The sequence below is a fragment of the Streptomyces sp. NPDC088350 genome (assembly GCF_044753545.1).
Taxonomy (GTDB): domain Bacteria; phylum Actinomycetota; class Actinomycetes; order Streptomycetales; family Streptomycetaceae; genus Streptomyces.
Map to the genome: position 1 here is coordinate 312,006 of NZ_JBIVNL010000006.1, position 14,442 is coordinate 326,447.

19 protein-coding genes and 1 tRNA gene are annotated in these 14,442 nt (G+C 67.8%); 12 read left to right on the forward strand and 8 right to left on the reverse strand.

Annotation, left to right across the window (positions count from 1 at the left end; all coding sequences use genetic code 11):
- Positions 1–264 precede the first annotated feature (264 nt).
- The 5 genes from ACIQBL_RS22825 (at position 265) to ACIQBL_RS22845 (ending at position 4,843) form a co-directional block, all read left to right on the forward strand.
- Positions 265–1,527, forward strand: a complete 1,263-nt coding sequence (locus ACIQBL_RS22825) for a serine hydrolase domain-containing protein (RefSeq protein WP_401944500.1) — start codon at positions 265–267, stop codon at positions 1,525–1,527.
- A gap of 382 nt (positions 1,528–1,909) precedes the next feature.
- Positions 1,910–2,596, forward strand: a complete 687-nt coding sequence (locus ACIQBL_RS22830; protein ID WP_401944502.1) for a hypothetical protein — start codon at positions 1,910–1,912, stop codon at positions 2,594–2,596.
- A gap of 466 nt (positions 2,597–3,062) precedes the next feature.
- Positions 3,063–3,812, forward strand: coding sequence for an SDR family oxidoreductase (locus ACIQBL_RS22835; RefSeq protein ID WP_401944504.1), 750 nt, complete (start codon positions 3,063–3,065; stop codon positions 3,810–3,812).
- A 48-nt stretch (positions 3,813–3,860) separates the two neighbouring features.
- Positions 3,861–4,235: a nuclear transport factor 2 family protein gene (locus ACIQBL_RS22840; protein ID WP_401944506.1), complete on the forward strand. Its 375-nt coding sequence runs from the start codon at positions 3,861–3,863 to the stop codon at positions 4,233–4,235.
- 98 nt (positions 4,236–4,333) lie between these two features.
- Complete coding sequence (locus ACIQBL_RS22845) at positions 4,334–4,843, forward strand: nuclear transport factor 2 family protein (protein ID WP_401944508.1); 510 nt, start codon at positions 4,334–4,336, stop codon at positions 4,841–4,843.
- Positions 4,844–4,856: 13 nt separating this feature from the next.
- Here ACIQBL_RS22845 and ACIQBL_RS22850 read toward each other — a convergent pair whose 3' ends face one another.
- Positions 4,857–5,714 (reverse strand): alpha/beta hydrolase, encoded by an 858-nt coding sequence (locus ACIQBL_RS22850; RefSeq protein ID WP_401944510.1) that lies wholly within the window; start codon positions 5,712–5,714, stop codon positions 4,857–4,859.
- On the reverse strand, positions 5,711–6,412 hold the full coding sequence (locus ACIQBL_RS22855) for an alpha/beta fold hydrolase (protein ID WP_401944511.1): 702 nt from the start codon (positions 6,410–6,412) through the stop codon (positions 5,711–5,713). Before ACIQBL_RS22855 ends, ACIQBL_RS22850 begins: the two co-directional genes overlap by 4 nt.
- A gap of 215 nt (positions 6,413–6,627) precedes the next feature.
- On the opposite strand from ACIQBL_RS22855, the gene ACIQBL_RS22860 reads away from it, so the two are divergent.
- From ACIQBL_RS22860 to ACIQBL_RS22870, 3 genes are all read left to right on the forward strand, one after another.
- Positions 6,628–7,467, forward strand: a complete 840-nt coding sequence (locus ACIQBL_RS22860; RefSeq protein WP_401944512.1) for a helix-turn-helix transcriptional regulator — start codon at positions 6,628–6,630, stop codon at positions 7,465–7,467.
- Positions 7,468–7,662: 195 nt separating this feature from the next.
- The gene (locus ACIQBL_RS22865; protein WP_401944514.1) at positions 7,663–7,989 is read left to right on the forward strand and encodes a non-heme iron oxygenase ferredoxin subunit; all 327 of its coding nucleotides are present in this window, start codon (positions 7,663–7,665) and stop codon (positions 7,987–7,989) included.
- A complete protein-coding gene (locus tag ACIQBL_RS22870; RefSeq protein ID WP_401944515.1) occupies positions 7,986–8,588 on the forward strand; it encodes a TetR/AcrR family transcriptional regulator in 603 nt (200 codons plus the stop codon). Before ACIQBL_RS22865 ends, ACIQBL_RS22870 begins: the two co-directional genes overlap by 4 nt.
- Before the next feature lie 77 nt (positions 8,589–8,665).
- Here the strand turns inward: ACIQBL_RS22870 and ACIQBL_RS22875 are convergent, their stop codons facing one another.
- The 4 genes from ACIQBL_RS22875 to ACIQBL_RS22890 all read right to left on the reverse strand — a co-directional run bounded on the left by ACIQBL_RS22875 (position 8,666) and on the right by ACIQBL_RS22890 (position 10,602).
- Positions 8,666–9,112, reverse strand: a complete 447-nt coding sequence (locus ACIQBL_RS22875) for a hypothetical protein (protein ID WP_401944517.1) — start codon at positions 9,110–9,112, stop codon at positions 8,666–8,668.
- Positions 9,113–9,597: 485 nt separating this feature from the next.
- Entirely contained in the window at positions 9,598–9,990 is a 393-nt protein-coding gene (locus ACIQBL_RS22880; protein ID WP_401944519.1) for a type II toxin-antitoxin system VapC family toxin, read from the reverse strand.
- The gene (locus ACIQBL_RS22885) at positions 9,990–10,223 is read right to left on the reverse strand and encodes a hypothetical protein (RefSeq protein ID WP_019070418.1); all 234 of its coding nucleotides are present in this window, start codon (positions 10,221–10,223) and stop codon (positions 9,990–9,992) included. Before ACIQBL_RS22885 ends, ACIQBL_RS22880 begins: the two co-directional genes overlap by 1 nt.
- A 308-nt stretch (positions 10,224–10,531) precedes the next feature.
- Positions 10,532–10,602: transfer RNA gene (locus tag ACIQBL_RS22890), tRNA-Gly, on the reverse strand.
- A 509-nt stretch (positions 10,603–11,111) separates the two neighbouring features.
- On the opposite strand from ACIQBL_RS22890, the gene dcd reads away from it, so the two are divergent.
- The 4 genes from dcd (at position 11,112) to ACIQBL_RS22910 (ending at position 13,436) form a co-directional block, all read left to right on the forward strand.
- Complete coding sequence (dcd, locus tag ACIQBL_RS22895) at positions 11,112–11,687, forward strand: dCTP deaminase (RefSeq protein WP_019055444.1); 576 nt, start codon at positions 11,112–11,114, stop codon at positions 11,685–11,687.
- A gap of 2 nt (positions 11,688–11,689) precedes the next feature.
- Positions 11,690–12,211: a phosphoribosyltransferase gene (locus tag ACIQBL_RS22900; protein ID WP_401944521.1), complete on the forward strand. Its 522-nt coding sequence runs from the start codon at positions 11,690–11,692 to the stop codon at positions 12,209–12,211.
- 268 nt (positions 12,212–12,479) lie between these two features.
- Positions 12,480–13,139 carry a class I SAM-dependent methyltransferase gene (locus tag ACIQBL_RS22905; RefSeq protein ID WP_401944522.1) on the forward strand — a complete coding sequence of 220 codons (660 nt, stop codon included), beginning with the start codon at positions 12,480–12,482 and terminating at the stop codon, positions 13,137–13,139.
- A 93-nt stretch (positions 13,140–13,232) separates the two neighbouring features.
- On the forward strand, positions 13,233–13,436 hold the full coding sequence (locus ACIQBL_RS22910; RefSeq protein WP_401944524.1) for a hypothetical protein: 204 nt from the start codon (positions 13,233–13,235) through the stop codon (positions 13,434–13,436).
- A 64-nt stretch (positions 13,437–13,500) separates the two neighbouring features.
- Here ACIQBL_RS22910 and ACIQBL_RS22915 read toward each other — a convergent pair whose 3' ends face one another.
- Together ACIQBL_RS22915 and ACIQBL_RS22920 are read right to left on the reverse strand one after the other, a co-directional pair.
- Positions 13,501–14,046, reverse strand: coding sequence for a hypothetical protein (locus ACIQBL_RS22915; RefSeq protein ID WP_401944526.1), 546 nt, complete (start codon positions 14,044–14,046; stop codon positions 13,501–13,503).
- A 105-nt stretch (positions 14,047–14,151) separates the two neighbouring features.
- Positions 14,152–14,292: a hypothetical protein gene (locus ACIQBL_RS22920; protein WP_401944528.1), complete on the reverse strand. Its 141-nt coding sequence runs from the start codon at positions 14,290–14,292 to the stop codon at positions 14,152–14,154.
- Between the last annotated feature and the right edge of the window lie 150 nt (positions 14,293–14,442).

Sequence of the window (14,442 nt, forward strand, 5' to 3'; positions counted from 1 at the left end):
GTGCCCTCGCACAAGTGGCCGGATCTTACCAAGGAATGGCAAAGAACAAGGGGGGTGCTCACGTGGGTGATCCGGTGGGAGGCGGACACCGGGCCGACCTGTCGGCCGGCCCGCGCCTTCCCTGACCCCCCATCAGCTGTCGGGGTGCGGTCAGGGTTCGCTCAGGGACGTTCCCTGATGATCAGGGCTGCCGGTTCGGAAGAGACTCGTGGCAGGGCCGTTCGACCGCCGGTCCCACCGCGACCACTTTGGAGAACCTTCACTGTGAACAGCTCACCGTTCATGAACTCCTCCCGCTTTCGCCCCCGTTGGTACACCGTGGTGGCGTCCGGCGCTGTGCTCGTCGCCCTGGCCGCCGGTACGGCCGCTCCGGCCTCCGCCGCCGCGGCGGCTCCGGTGCCCGCGTCCACCACGCCGCTGCCCGGGCTGGATCCGGCCGAACTCCGGGCAGCCATCGGTGGCCTGCCGAGCGCGGATGTCACCGGCGCGCTGCTGCGGATCACCGGTCGCGCGGGTCACTGGTCGGGCACCTCCGGCGTGGGTGACCTGGAGACACGGCAGGGCGTTCCGCCCGACGCGCACATCCGGATCGGCAGCATTTCCAAGGTCTTCACCGCCACGATCGTTCTCCAACTCGCCGCCGAGCACCGGATCGACCTGGACAAACCGGTCCAGCAGTACCTGCCGGGGGTCCTTCCCGCCGGCCTCCCGCCCATCACGATCGGCCAGTTGCTCAACCACACCAGCGGCCTGCCGCGCGGTGCCGACAGCCCCGACTTCGGCGACGGCAGTCCGGCATGGTTCGCCGCCAACCGCCTCAAGAGCTTCACGCCGCAGCAGGTGATCGACCTGATGACAGGCCAGCAGATGCAGTTCGCGCCGGGCACCGCGCAGCAGTACAACGGGATGAACTACTACGTCGCCGGCCTCCTGGTCGAGAAGATCACCGGGCACACTTTCGCCCACGAGGTGCGATCCCGGATCACCGGGCCCCTCGGACTGCACGACACCCAGGTCCCCGACGCCGACGACCCGCGCCTGCCCGCCCCGCACTCCCACGGCTACCTGACGGTGACGTCCTCGGACGGCACCCCGCACCAGGTGGATGTCACGGAGCAGAGCCCCTGGCCCTGGGCCGAGGGCGGCATGATCTCGACCCCGGCCGACCTCGACCGTTTCATGACCGCTCTCTTCCGCGGCCGTCTCCTCCCGCCGACCCAGCAGGCCGAGCTCTTCACCGTCCCCGACGTCCCCAGCTTCCACAGCAGCCAGTGCCGCACCGAGGCCGACGCCGGCCGTGCCTGTATGACCATGGGCATCATGAGGGTGAAGGCCTCCAACGGTGTCGTGGTCTGGGGCAAGACCGGCTCCCGCCCCGGCTACACCAGCGGTGTGTTCGCCACCCGTGACCTCTCCCGCAAGATCGTCTACTCCCTCAACCCGACCAACCTCGACGGCACCGAGATCCGCTACATCCAGCAGATCGCCGCCGCCTCCTTCGGCACCTTGGTCCCGGCCACGAACTGACCCCGGCTGAGGGCGATGTCCGGGACCAACCCGCGTCGAGCGCCTGGCAGTCGTGCCGACACACTGGTCGGCCGTTCCCGCGAGAGCAGCCATGGGCGGCGGCGGAGCGCGGCAGGCCGAACCGGCTGACTCAAACGGCCGGACCCGCCTCGAAGTTCGGATCGTCGCGGGGTTGTCCATCGCGACCGCGGCGCCTGCCCCGGCCGTACCGTGGGCCGGACAACGGACGCTCTCGAAGTGGGAGGTACACACCCCTGCCGAACCCGCGAGGCAGGAGCGGGCCGAGGCCAACCCGCACGGCAGCCATACGCCCTCAGATCCAGCGTGACGTCGTCCTCACGATGCCCCGGCAGCCGACGAGGCGCGGTGCCTCCCCGACAGGGTGGACGGCTTCTACGGCCTCTACGGCTTCTATGGCCACTACGACGTCTACGGCCACTACGGCCACTACGACATCTACGGCGACACCACCTCCCTGCACGGCTACCGCGCCGACGAACCGGTCTCCGCCCCGCAGAAGTCGATCCGCCGTGGCCCGGTCGAGAGCACGGTCCCTCCGCTTCCTCGCCTCCCAGCCCAAGAAACACACCAGCGACGAACTGACCAACCGGGCCGGTCTGGTCACCGGCAACGGAGGCGGCCCCGAGATCCGGGACGTCACGCGCGACCGCCAACCAACGCCGGGCGCGCGGCCGACTGCGGCCGACACCACTTCTACGAGTTCTACGAGTTCTACGAGGAGGCGTCCTGGGTGGCCAACGAGATCCCCAACCGCGACACCCCGTACCGCAAGGCGCTCATCACCGCCCTCGACACGGCCGACGAGCAGACGACCACCCCCGGAGCGGCACAGGCACGGCTTTCACCGGCGAACGCGCCGATCCTTCGAGCGACATCACAGGTCAGCGACCTCCCGCTGGCTGACTCCGCGACATGCCCCGGGAGTTCGCGCCTCCGCGTCCCCTATCTTCCGGGGCTCCACCTGCCGAAACGACACCGAAAGACCCCACCAATACACAAGCCCCAGGCCACTGACCTGGGGCTGCTTGGGGAGGCGGATGGCTTCTGACCTGGTCATATGTACTCCCGCGCGGCGGCCGGGGAAGCGGAATCGCACCGCTGTTGACCGTGGTTGACTGCTCTTAAGGGCACGTTATGGGCACGCCGCCGGCTCGTGGCGTGCGGGCCTTCCCTTGAGGGCTGATGACTGCCCAAGCGCTGGAGGCGAGCAGCGGCAAGGCATGGCTCCCTTGCATGAGCACACGGGGAAGGGTGCAGCGGCGACCGCCCAGCGCGGGCGCGCGTCCAGGACCGTCCCGCATGCTGTGTGCCGTGATGCTCAAGAGGGCGTCGGTTCTTCTTGGTGTGACCGATGCACTCATCTTCTGGGCGGGCACGACGGTCGGCGACACGGCCTCCACCAGGCAGAGACCGCCGATCCATGGATAAACCTTCCTCTCCCGCCTCTCTGTGCGCGCTCCTACGGTCGGGGCTGCGGGCGCTCACCGGTCCGCCGTAGCGAAGGAGAGACCCCCATGAAGATGACCGGCAACACGATCCTGATCACCGGCGGAACCTCGGGTATCGGCCTCGGCCTGGCCCTCCGTCTGCACGAGGCCGGCAACAAGGTGATCGTCGCCGGCCGGCGCAAGGAGCTGTTGGACGAGATCACGGCCGAGCACCCGGGCATCGAGGCCCTCGTTCTCGACGTCACGGACCCCGACTCGATCGCCCGGGTCCATGAGACCGTGGCGGCCAGTCACCCCGAGTTGAACGTCCTGGTCAACAACGCCGGCATCATGCTGAAGGAGAACCTCCTCGACCCGGCGTCGCTGCCGGTCGCCGAGGACCACGTCACGGTCAATCTGCTCGGCACGATCCGGGTGACGTACGCGTTCCTGCCGCTGCTCGTGGGTAAGCCCGACGCGGCCGTCGTGAACGTCACCTCCGCGCTGGCCTTCGTACCGTTGCCGATCACTCCGACCTACAACGCGACCAAGGCCGCGCTGCACTCCTTCTCCGAGAGCCTGCGTGTGCAGCTCGCGCAGGCAGGCGCCGACGTGCAGGTGATCGAGGTAGCCCCGCCCGGCGTGCGCACGACCCTGCTGGGCCAGCAGGACGACGAGAACTCCATGCCGCTGGACGAGTTCCTCGACGAGACCCTGGGGATCCTGCGCGACAAGCCCGACGCGAAGGAACTCGTCGTGGAACGCGCCCGGTTCGTGCGCGACGCGGAGGCCAACGGCTCCTACGACAACGTCCTCGCCCTCCTCAGCGGCGTCTGAGCGACAGGGACAGGGACAGGGACAGGGACAGGGACAGGAAGATCCGGCATGCGACCCACCCATGAAGACACCGTCGAAATAGCGCGCGTGCTCGCCCTGTGGGGCCACCTCATGGACGACCGCGAACTGGACCGGCTCGGCGAAGTCCTCACCGAAGACGCGGAATGGGACGGCAGCGTCTTCGGCTTCACCCCGGTCGTCGGGCTGGAGGCGATCACTTCCGTCCTCAGCGCCGACGGGCACGCGAGCGCCCATCACACGACGAACATCGTCGTGTCGGAGGGTCCGGGCGACGAAGTCCGCGTCCGGTCCAAGGCGTTGGGCCTCGTCGGCGGCACCGTCGTCAGCGCCGTCTACGCCGACGAACTGCGCCGCACGGCCGACGGCTGGCGCATCTCCAAGCGGGTCATACAGCTCAAGTGACCGTCAGGGGCACGTGTCCACGGCCTCGGCCTCGTAGTGGCCGCCTTGGCGAAGGCGCCGCACGCGCATCAGTTCGGTCCCCACCTCGGGAGATGATCATGAAGAACCCTGTTTCTCGCCGCTCCGCCGTCGCCGCGACTCTCGGCGCGTCCGCCGCGGTCGCACTCGCCACTGCGGGTACTGCTACCGCCCGTCCGGAATCCGACGACAGGAGACACCGGCCCGAGAGCCAGGTGCAGCACAACAAGCGTGTCGCCGTCGCCTTCCTCGACCTGGCCTTCAACAAGAAGCAACCTCAGGAGGCAGCCGACCGGTACGTGGGCGCGCGGTTCGTCCAGCACAACCCGCTGTCGGCCGACGGAACGGGGCCGTTCGTCGCGTACGTGACGTGGCGGACGACCCTGTCCCCGGAGCTGAGGTTCGACTTCAAGCGGGTGTTCGGCGAGAAGGACCTGGTGGCGGTGCACTACAAGAGGACCTACGACTCGGCCGACCGCGGTGCCGCGGTGATGGACATCTTCCGGTTCGAGAACGGCAGGATCGTCGAGCACTGGGACGTCATCCAGGACATCCCGGAGACGTCCGCGAACGACAACACCATGTTCTGAACCTGGCCGACATCTACTGGGCGGGGGAGACCAGCCCCCTCGCGAAGTCGAGCTGTTCCTTGTGGAAGGCCGCGCCGACGTAGTGGTGGTCGATGTTGTGGCCACTGCCGAGGACGCGCCGGGCAGTCACCGAGGGTGCGGCCGTGAAGGCGTTCCCGAAGGCGGCGACCGATGCGTCGCTGCTGTGCCAGAACCCTTCGTGCTCGGCCAGCCCGTAGTGGACGGGTACCTCGATCTTCGCGGCGATCCCCGCGAAATCCGTGCCCCACTGGCCCGCCACCTCCACCAGCTCCGCTACGGGAACGGGCGACTCGGTGTGCTTCGCCAGGTCGAGCACACCCGGGTCGTGCGTGTCCTCTGGTCCGTACATGAACCGCAGGAGGTGCTCACGGCTGAATTCCATCGAGCTGCCCGGCGGCGCTGACTTCAGCGCTTCGTTCGACCGCCGCGACTCGTGGTGGATTCCGGTGACGGAGATGCCGAGGAGCGGCCAGGTGCGATCGCCGGCTGCCAGGTGCAGCGCGATCGCACCGCCTACCGAGTGTCCTACGAGGACGATCCCGGGGGCGTTCGGGAGCTGACGGTGCCAGAGTTCGGTGATGGCCTCCTGGAGCACTTGAGCATTCCGGCGGAATGAGATCTCCCCCTTCAGCGCGGTGCTGCCGCCATAGCCCGGACGGTCGAGCGACACCACCGGAAAGCCCTCGCGCCGCGCGGCGTCCATCAGCGAATACCCGGGCACGTCGAAGTACGAGGCGTTGTAGCCGCCTCCGGGAAGGCAGACCAGCAACGGCATCCCGGGACGGCCTGTTTCCTCTATGCCGGTGATCCCGGTGTCCCCGAGGTTGAGCGTGATGCGGTTCGCAGTCATGAGGGATCCGCCTTCAGGAACTTCCGCAGCAGCTCCTTGTACTCCTCCGGGCGAGTCCGGTGGACCAGATGCCCGGCGCCCTCGATCGTCGCCAGCCGGCCGTCAGGGAGGAGGCGAGCAGCCTCGGCCAACCGCTCCTGAGGGGTGTAACTGGTCGACCCGCCGCCGATGATGAGCGTCGGAGCGGTGATCTTGCGAAGGTCGTTCCACCAGGACGGATCGGGGTGGTGGATCTGGTGTACCAGTGAGGTGGCCGCGGAGAAATCGAAAGGTGCCGCCCCCGGTACTGCCTCGGAGCCCTCGGGGAAGTCCACGTCGACGGGAGCGGTGTCTTCCCAGATCATCCGCTCGATCCGCTCAGGCCATTTCTCCGCGAAGACGCACCCGACCCGTGCGCCCATCGAATGGCCGATCAGCGTGAACCGTTCCAGGGAAAGCGAGTCGGTGAAGGCTTCGAGATCGCCGCACCCCAGCTCGAAGGAGTACGCACCGGGCCAGGCGCTTTCGCCATGGCCGCGCTGGGTGAGGGCCAGTACGCGGTAGTCCTCGGCGAGGAAACCCGCGATCTCGTCCCAGTCCCGGGCGTCGTACATGAGGCCATGCAGCAGAACGACGGGCGGCGCATCCGGATCACCCGCCTCGCGATAGTGAAAAGGCAGGTGCGAAAGCTCGATGCTGTGATCGCTGAAAACGGTCATCGGCTCTTCCGTCCGTTCGGGAGGTGCTGGCGGATGCCGGCGTCGACCGGTCGACCGTATGAGCGTCTTCGCGCGGGTGGGAGAGACGGTTCATCCACGGATCGGCGGTCCCTGCCTGCGATCTTTGGCATTCCGGAGGTCACGCCGGGCCGGGTGCTCAGCCATGGATCGGCGGTCTCTGGATAGCCCGGCGGCAAGCGGTGAGGATGGTGGGCATGGACAAGAAGGAACTGGCGGAATTCCTGCGCCACCGGCGTGAGGCGCTGCGCCCGCGTGACGTCGGCCTGGTCGAGGGGTCGCGCAGGCGTACCCGGGGGCTGCGCCGCGAGGAGGTCGCCCAGCTCGCCGGCATGTCCACCGACTACTACGCCCGCCTGGAACAGCAGCGCGCGCCGCAGCCCTCCGTCCAGATCACCACCGCCCTGGCCCGGGCGCTGCGGCTGACCCTGGACGAGCGCGACCACCTCTTCGTCCTCATCGGCCACAACGCCCCGGCCCGTTTCCACCGCTCCGAACATGTCGGCCCGACCCTGATGCGGGTCCTGGACCGCCTGGACGACTCCCCGGCCCTGGTGCTGACCGACATGGCCGACACCCTCGCGATGAACCCGCCGGCCATCGCCCTGCTCGGCGACCAGACCCGCCACACCGGCCTGGCCCGCAGTGCCTACTACCGCTGGTTCATGGACCCCGCCGAGCGCCTGGTGTACCCCGAGGAGGACCATGAACGCCACGGCCGCGCCCAGGCGGCCCGCCTGCGGGTCGCGCTGACCGCCGGCAGCGACATCCCCCGAGCGGCTCGGATCCTGGCCGAACTCCAGGAACACAGCCCCGAGTTCGTCCGCCTGTGGGAACTCCAGGAGGTCGCCCAGCGCTACGACGAGAGCAAGACCGTCCTGCATCCCGAACTCGGCCGCATCGACGTCGACGGCCAGGTCCTGTTCACCGAGAACCGCGCCCAGACCTTGGTCGTGCTGACCACCCGCCCCGGCACGGAAAGCCACAGCAAGCTGGAACTGCTCTCGGTCATAGGGCACCAGCAGCTCACCCCCTGACGAGACTTAGGCCCATCTGCCGAGGCCGCTTCGGACCTGCGCCGGATTCCGGCCCGACTCCACGTCGTTAGCCTCAGCGATCAGCCCCACTCACACGTGCCGCTCCGGGCCGGACGCCGTAGGCCACCGCCCGATGCACCCCTGTGAACCGGTTGGCACACCACCGGCGCCATGGATGCACCCGAGGAGAGCACGATGTCCAGGAGCGAATACACGTACGTCTGCAGGTTCGACGCGTTGGAGGAGGGCGTCCCGCGGCGCTTCGAGGTGGAGGGCGTGCCCGTCTCGCTCGTCCTGACCGAGCGGGAGGTCTTCGCGATCCACGACGTGTGCTCGCACAGCGCCGTCTCGCTCTCCGAGGGGGAGGTGGACGGCTTCACCGTCGAGTGCTGGCTGCACTCCTCCCGCTTCGACCTGCGCACCGGCCATCCCCTCGACCGCCCGGCCACCCGTCCCGTGCCCGTGTATCCGGTGCGGATCGAGGACGGCGACGTGCACGTACAAGTGACGGGAGCACCGTGAGGGACGCACCGACCGACGCTGCCGCCGAGCGGGCCGACGCCGTCCGCAACCGGGCCCGGCTGCTGGAGGCGGCAGCCCGGCTGGTGGCCGAGCGCGGGGCCGAACACGTGACGATGCAGGAGGTCGCGGAGGCCGCCGGCGTCGGCAAGGGCACCCTCTTCCGCCGGTTCGGCGACCGCGACGGACTCCTGCTCGCCCTCCTGGGCGAAGCCGAGGCCGCATTCCACCAGGCGTACACCGAAGGTCCCCCGCCGCTGGGCCCGGGCGCACCCCCGAGGGACCGGCTGGAGGCGTTCGGCCGCGCGCTGATCGAGCGCGTCGCCGCCGATGAGGACCTGGGCGCCGCGCTCGGACGCCAGGTGCTCCACGACCGCCGCCACGCCTCCGACACCGGCCACGCCTTCCACCGGCACATCTCAACTCTCCTGCAAGAAGCAGGAGTTGACGGTGACCACGACATGCTCGCCCACGCCCTGCTCGCCTTCGCGACCTTCGAGACGACGGACTACCTGCACGTCGGATGCCAAGTCCCCGTGGCACGCCTCCAGGCCACCTGGGTGGACCTGGTGCGGCGGATGATCCGAGCCGACGGCGGGTGAGTGAACCCCGGGCAGTGCCCGGAACAAGGGGTCAGAACCGTCACAGGCCGTACATGGTCCGGAAGAACTGATCGATCTCACGGCGGCCGGGGGCGGGTTGGGCCAGGGTCTCGGAACCCAGGGGCGCGCAGCCCGTCCAGGAGTACGCCGACATAGCGATCGGTCAGATCAGCCATCGGGCCGTCGTCCCCCGGATCCTCCGCGTCGGCCAGGCGCGGCGGGATCGAGTTGAGCATCAGTACGACGTCGTAGGCGGTCACGTCGTCACGCATGGCTCCGGAGCGCTGGGTCCGGGCCACCAGGTCTTCCAGAGCGGTCAGGAGCTGTGTGCGGATGCCGGCCAGCTCGGGGCCCGGTTCCTTGGCGCGCCCCCGGGACACGGGGAAGAGCTGGCTGCTGCACAGGCGCACCATGTGACGTACCGCCCGGGTGAACGCGATCCACGTGGCCGGTTCCTCGGCCAGGGCGCGCCGCACCTCGGTCACGCTCTCCTGCATCACCTGGTCACCGGAAATCGATCTCATTATTTGAGACGCGGTGCCGCTGCAGCGCTCGAATCGTCGCCGAAAGCCCCGCCGCGGGCTGTCTGGCCTCGACTTAGGACACGCGAAGGGCGCGGAGCCCCTGAACTGGTCCAGGCAACAAAGAACCCCCGGGTCCAAGACCTGGGGGTTACATATGGAGCGGGTGACGAGAATCGAACTCGCACTCTCAGCTTGGGAAGCGACGGCGCTTACTCGCCGACTACTACGCTGACCTGAGGAAACGTGAGGACAGGCCCCCGTGGGCGGGTTGTGATCGCACCCTTGGTGACCGTTGTTGTCCGCTCTGAAGGGCACGGATGGGGCACGCGGTTGAAGCGAGGTCGCTGCGGGCGCCTTCAGCGGGACGTCGACGTGCGTTCCACTTAAGGCGAGCTGAGCGGTGGCATGACGCTTTGCTTGGGCGACGCTTCAGGTATCCGCAGGCCGAGAGCCGCTGCCAGGGGCCCTGACGGTGAGGCGATGTCTCAGGTGGGCATGTCGACGGTCAGCCCGGCTGCTTGAGCGGCATCGGCCAGTCGCTTGTCGTACGTGACGAAGGAGGTGAGCTGGGAGCGGATACGCAGAGCCGTTGCCAGGTGGATGGCGTCCAGACTCCGTACGGTCACCGGTTTGACGGTCTGGGCCAAGATACGAATGCCGGCGTCCAGCTCCACCAACTCGATCAGGTCGAGGACCGGGTGGAGCCGGGCGACAGCCTCCGGGGCGTAGCGGGCCAGGGCCCGCGATGACTCGATCTCCGCCAGCACCGAACTCGTCCATCCGGTCTCCGCTCGTTCGTCGAGCCAGTCGCGCAATGCCTGCGACTCGGACTCGGCGTGGACGAGTTTCACGATGGCGGCCGAGTCGAGATAGATCATCAGCGCTCGTCCTCGCGACTGTGGGCGATCTCCGCGGCGATATCGATGCCGTCCGGTTCGCCGAGCGGCATACGCAGGACGGCGCGACGCATCGCGGCGGCCCGCTCTTTGCGTAGGGCGGCTTCGAGCACGGCTTGGCGGATGGCTGCCGAGCGTGAACTGCCGTCATGGGTGAGAACATCCAGAGCGTGCTCGGTCTCCGAGTCGCTGCGGATCGTGATGGTGTCAGCCATGGAGCCAATGTAAGACGATCTGTCTTACATGGCAAGTCTGAGACTGCCGTCCCCTCCACAGTGCAGGAAAGCGCCATCCGGTCCGGAGGGGCGGCAGGCTGAGGGCTCTCATCGGTGACCACTGCGGTGGGTGTCATGAAGCGGCAGGTCAGCGGCATGTTCCGGCGGTGGGAGTGGCGAGTGGATGGCACTCGGCAAGCACTCGTGCCCTCCGTGTGCCCAATCTTCGGGTGCCTTGTGTGCCGGAAAACGCGACAGAGAGCCCGCCATGAAAGAGCCCCAGGCCACTGACCTGGGGCTTCACAAAGAGCGGGTGACGAGAATCGAACTCGCACTCTCAGCTTGGGAAGCTGATGTTCTACCACTAAACTACACCCGCGCGTGACGCCGGTTGAGCCGGTGTCGAATGCCCGCTCACTCTACCCCATGCCCGGCCCCCGGCGCTGAAGCCGTGCCGGTCCGGCGGTGTTTCGGAGGGCGGACGCGGCTGCGGGGGGCCGGAGTTGGGGCGTACGGTGGAGGCGTGGAAGAGGGTCCGGGCGGGACCGGAGTGCCGCCTGGAGAGTCGTTCCTTTCATCCCGTAATGTGGCATTTGGCGTCCGGCGAGCAGCAGCCGGACGCGGCTCTTGGGGAAGGGACTCATGGACTTGATGGAGCGCACCGTCGTCCGTTGTGCCGATGGGCACGTGTTCAGCACCGCTTCGTTCCCGATGCAGCAGGCGGAGCGGCTCGGCCCCGGCCGGCTCGTGAGGTGTCCACGGTGTGCCCGGCTCCGCAGTGTGGTGCCGGTGACCTTGGAGAAGCAGTAGCGGTGACGCGGTAGGCAGCGGCAGGCGCGCGGGTCGTCCGATTGTGGTCGGTCCGCGCGTCTTGCGTATCCTCGGGGCGTGCTTCTCTCAGACAAGGACATCCGGGCCGAGATCGACGCCGGGCGGGTCCGGATCGATCCCTACGACGAATCCATGGTGCAGCCGTCCAGTGTCGACGTGCGCCTCGACCGCTACTTCCGGGTGTTCGAGAACCACCGCTACCCCCACATCGACCCCTCCATCGAACAGGCCGACCTGACGCGGCTGGTGGAGCCGGAGGGCGACGAGCCGTTCATCCTCCACCCCGGCGAGTTCGTACTCGCCTCGACCTACGAGGTCGTCTCCCTGCCCGACGACCTCGCCTCGCGCCTGGAGGGCAAGTCGTCCCTGGGCCGCCTCGGGCTGGTCACGCACTCCACCGCCGGTTTCATCGACCCCGGCTTCTCCGGGCATGTGACGCTGGAGCTCTCCAACCTCGCGACCCTCCCCATCAAGCTCTGGCCGGGCATGAAGATCGGCCAGCTCTGCCTGTTCCGGCTCACCTCGCCGGCCGAGTTCCCCTACGGCAGCGAGCGCTACGGCTCCCGCTACCAGGGCCAGCGCGGCCCCACCGCCTCCCGCTCCTTCCTCAACTTCCACCGGACGCAGGTGTGAGCATGGGAGACACGGCCAGGGACGTACGGGAGAACCTGACCTACGAGGGCTTCGGCGTCGCCGTGCGCGAACTCGCCCAGACCATCGCCGACGACGGCTACGAGCCCGACGTCATCCTCAGCATCGCCCGCGGCGGAGTCTTCGTCGCCGGAGGCCTCGCCTACGCCCTCGACTGCAAGAACATCAGCCTCGTGAATGTCGAGTTCTACACGGGCGTCGGCACCACCCTCGACATGCCGGTGATGCTCGCCCCCGTCCCCAACGCCATCGACTTCTCCTCCAAGAAGGTCCTGATCACCGACGACGTCGCCGACACCGGCAAGACCCTCAAACTGGTCCGCGACTTCTGCCTCGACACCGTCGCCGAGGTCCGCAGCGCGGTGATCTACGAGAAGTCGCAGTCGCTGGTGAAGTGCGAGTACGTCTGGAAACGCACCGACGACTGGATCAACTTCCCGTGGAGTGTGTTGCCTCCAGTACATAGGTCGGGAGAAGCGGCGAAGCCGAACACGGAAGCGGTCTGACCTGCGGATGCCGTAGGGGTCGCGGTACTGGTGAGCGAAGAGGCTCTCGGTTGATCACCGAGGGCCTCTTCTTCATGAGGGTTCATGAGGGTTCATGAGGGTTCATGAGGGTTCGCATTCCAAGAGATCTCAGTTGATCCGGTCCGGATGTGCCCAGGCCTTCATGGCGCTTGACCTTGCCCAAAGGTGAAGGCCGACGCTGTCTGTGGCGACCACGTTGGCGGACTGGGCGCGCGGCTCCGACCGAACCGGGCTGAGAGGAACCTGCATGGATGACGACCCTCTCCTGGCAGAACAGTTGGCTTACTACAGGGCCGGTGCGGCCGAATACGACCGGCCCTACGCGGAGTACGAAGACCTGCAGAGATTGCTGGCTGTCGTCGATGAACTCCCGATTGCCGGGGATGTGCTGGAGTTGGCCTGCGGAACAGGCCAGTGGACCCCAAGGCTCGCCGCGCGGGCCCGGTCGGTAACGGCTGTCGACGCGGCAGCCGAAGTGCTGGCGCTCGCTCGTGCGCGCATCGCATCCTCCACCGTGGAATTCCTTGAGGCCAACCTGTTCGAGTGGCAGCCGCCACGGCGTTTCGACACCGTGTTCTTCGCCTTCTGGCTCTCCCACGTCCCGCCGAGGCGGTTGCCCGACTTCTGGAACACCGTCGCAGCCGCGCTCACGCCCGGTGGAAAGGCGATCTTCGTCGACGACGGTCCCGCGGCAGCCGCATACGAGGAAGTCCTCACGGACCAACCGACGCCCTCGGCGCTGCGCCGACTCGACGACGGCAGCCAGTACCGCATTGTGAAGGTGTTCCACGACGCCCGGACCCTCACGGACGACCTCACAGCGCTGGGGTGGTCGGTCCGCATCCGGCCCATGGCCGGGAACTTCATCGGCATCGCAGAACCGCCGACCGGACAGGACAGGAAGTAACGGGGGTAGTAGTGCATGCTCTCGTCCTGTGGCAGAACGAGTGACCGCTTGCCGCCGAGGGCTGATCATCCGCGCCGGTAGACTCACGGTGCCATGGAACAGCTGCCCGAGAGCGTTGACCGCGACATCCTGGAGCACCGGATCATCGCTGCGCTCAAGGCAATCCGCGAAACGTCGGGGTGCACCCTTCACGAGGCGCTCGATGTCTTCGTACAGCGATACGAGGAGCTCCGCCGCGATCGTCCGGACGACTTCGGGCTGAGCCGGGACGAATACGGCCGAGGCTTCTACTCCTGATCCGGCCAACCCAACCAACCCGGCCGGAGAATGGCGGCAAGAGCGGAGACCTCGCCCCTCCGCATCATGTGTCCGCGCCGTCGATGGCCGGCAGGAGCGCTGCCAACTCGGTGTCGTCGGGGCGGTGGACCGCCTCGGCCGCCTTACGCAGAACGGCGCGGTCGACCTTGTCCGCGTCCGCGATCAGATGAACCACCACGGCGTCGATGGGCACCGCGTATTCGTGGCTTTCACCTGCTGTGCGGTACCAGGCGTCGCCGTCGTGCTCACAGGTGACTGGCTTGTCCGTCACCTCGCCCAGCGGCTGCTTGGAGCAGCTCTCCGCTGTCAGCGTGCCGTGACCTGCGAAGAGGCCGAACTTGGTGGCACCCTTCTCGGACCGATACGCGGCGGCGAACTCGTCCTCGTACTCGCCGACTGACGCTTGGAACACGGTGTAGCCGGAGACCTTGGTGACATAGACGAGTTCCGGCGCCACGCCCCAGGCGCGCGCGGCGGCGGCGAGGTCGGCGCTGTCGGCGGCCGCCCCGCCGTTCTTGTCCGCGTCGCATCCCGCGAGGAGAACTGGCAGCAGGAAGAGGGAGAGCAGCGCACGCGCGGGTCGCATCATGCCCACACCTTTTCGCATGGACATGCCGCAGGAACAACCGATTTCCGGATTCCCCGGTGTGGTTCCCTGCGAGTTACCGCTCGACCGGGCCCGCCGGGGGCACACTCAGTCCTCGGCCTGACCGGGCGCCGTGAGGTCCACCCATATCCACGGCTTGCGGTCCCACGCCCGCACCTCCCCTATGACGAGGTCGACAGTCGCCCCGACAACGGGCAGCTCCTGCTCGTATCTGTGGAGTTCCGCCACGAGGCCCCAAGGCTCGTGACCAGTAATCGTTGCTCGGACTGTCTCGCCTTGCCGAAGCTCGGTCAGGGGACGCCTTGAACCGTCTGCCATGGCGGCATCATCTCAATGAGACCGACGACAGCCAGTCACGACGGCGGAAGCGTGGTGGTT

Bases quoted from the DNA above. Each gene is read 5' to 3' on its own strand.
- ACIQBL_RS22835 (WP_401944504.1), top strand. From the start codon at position 3,063: ATGAAGATGACCGGCAACACGATCCTGATCACCGGCGGAACCTCGGGT.
- ACIQBL_RS22840 (WP_401944506.1), top strand. From the start codon at position 3,861: ATGCGACCCACCCATGAAGACACCGTCGAAATAGCGCGCGTGCTCGCC.
- ACIQBL_RS22845 (WP_401944508.1), top strand. From the start codon at position 4,334: ATGAAGAACCCTGTTTCTCGCCGCTCCGCCGTCGCCGCGACTCTCGGC.
- ACIQBL_RS22850 (WP_401944510.1), bottom strand. From the start codon at position 5,714: ATGACTGCGAACCGCATCACGCTCAACCTCGGGGACACCGGGATCACC.
- ACIQBL_RS22855 (WP_401944511.1), bottom strand. From the start codon at position 6,412: ATGACCGTTTTCAGCGATCACAGCATCGAGCTTTCGCACCTGCCTTTT.
- ACIQBL_RS22860 (WP_401944512.1), top strand. From the start codon at position 6,628: ATGGACAAGAAGGAACTGGCGGAATTCCTGCGCCACCGGCGTGAGGCG.
- ACIQBL_RS22865 (WP_401944514.1), top strand. From the start codon at position 7,663: ATGTCCAGGAGCGAATACACGTACGTCTGCAGGTTCGACGCGTTGGAG.
- ACIQBL_RS22875 (WP_401944517.1), bottom strand. From the start codon at position 9,112: ATGAGATCGATTTCCGGTGACCAGGTGATGCAGGAGAGCGTGACCGAG.
- ACIQBL_RS22880 (WP_401944519.1), bottom strand. From the start codon at position 9,990: ATGATCTATCTCGACTCGGCCGCCATCGTGAAACTCGTCCACGCCGAG.
- ACIQBL_RS22885 (WP_019070418.1), bottom strand. From the start codon at position 10,223: ATGGCTGACACCATCACGATCCGCAGCGACTCGGAGACCGAGCACGCT.
- ACIQBL_RS22900 (WP_401944521.1), top strand. From the start codon at position 11,690: ATGGGAGACACGGCCAGGGACGTACGGGAGAACCTGACCTACGAGGGC.
- ACIQBL_RS22905 (WP_401944522.1), top strand. From the start codon at position 12,480: ATGGATGACGACCCTCTCCTGGCAGAACAGTTGGCTTACTACAGGGCC.
- ACIQBL_RS22910 (WP_401944524.1), top strand. From the start codon at position 13,233: ATGGAACAGCTGCCCGAGAGCGTTGACCGCGACATCCTGGAGCACCGG.
- ACIQBL_RS22915 (WP_401944526.1), bottom strand. From the start codon at position 14,046: ATGATGCGACCCGCGCGTGCGCTGCTCTCCCTCTTCCTGCTGCCAGTT.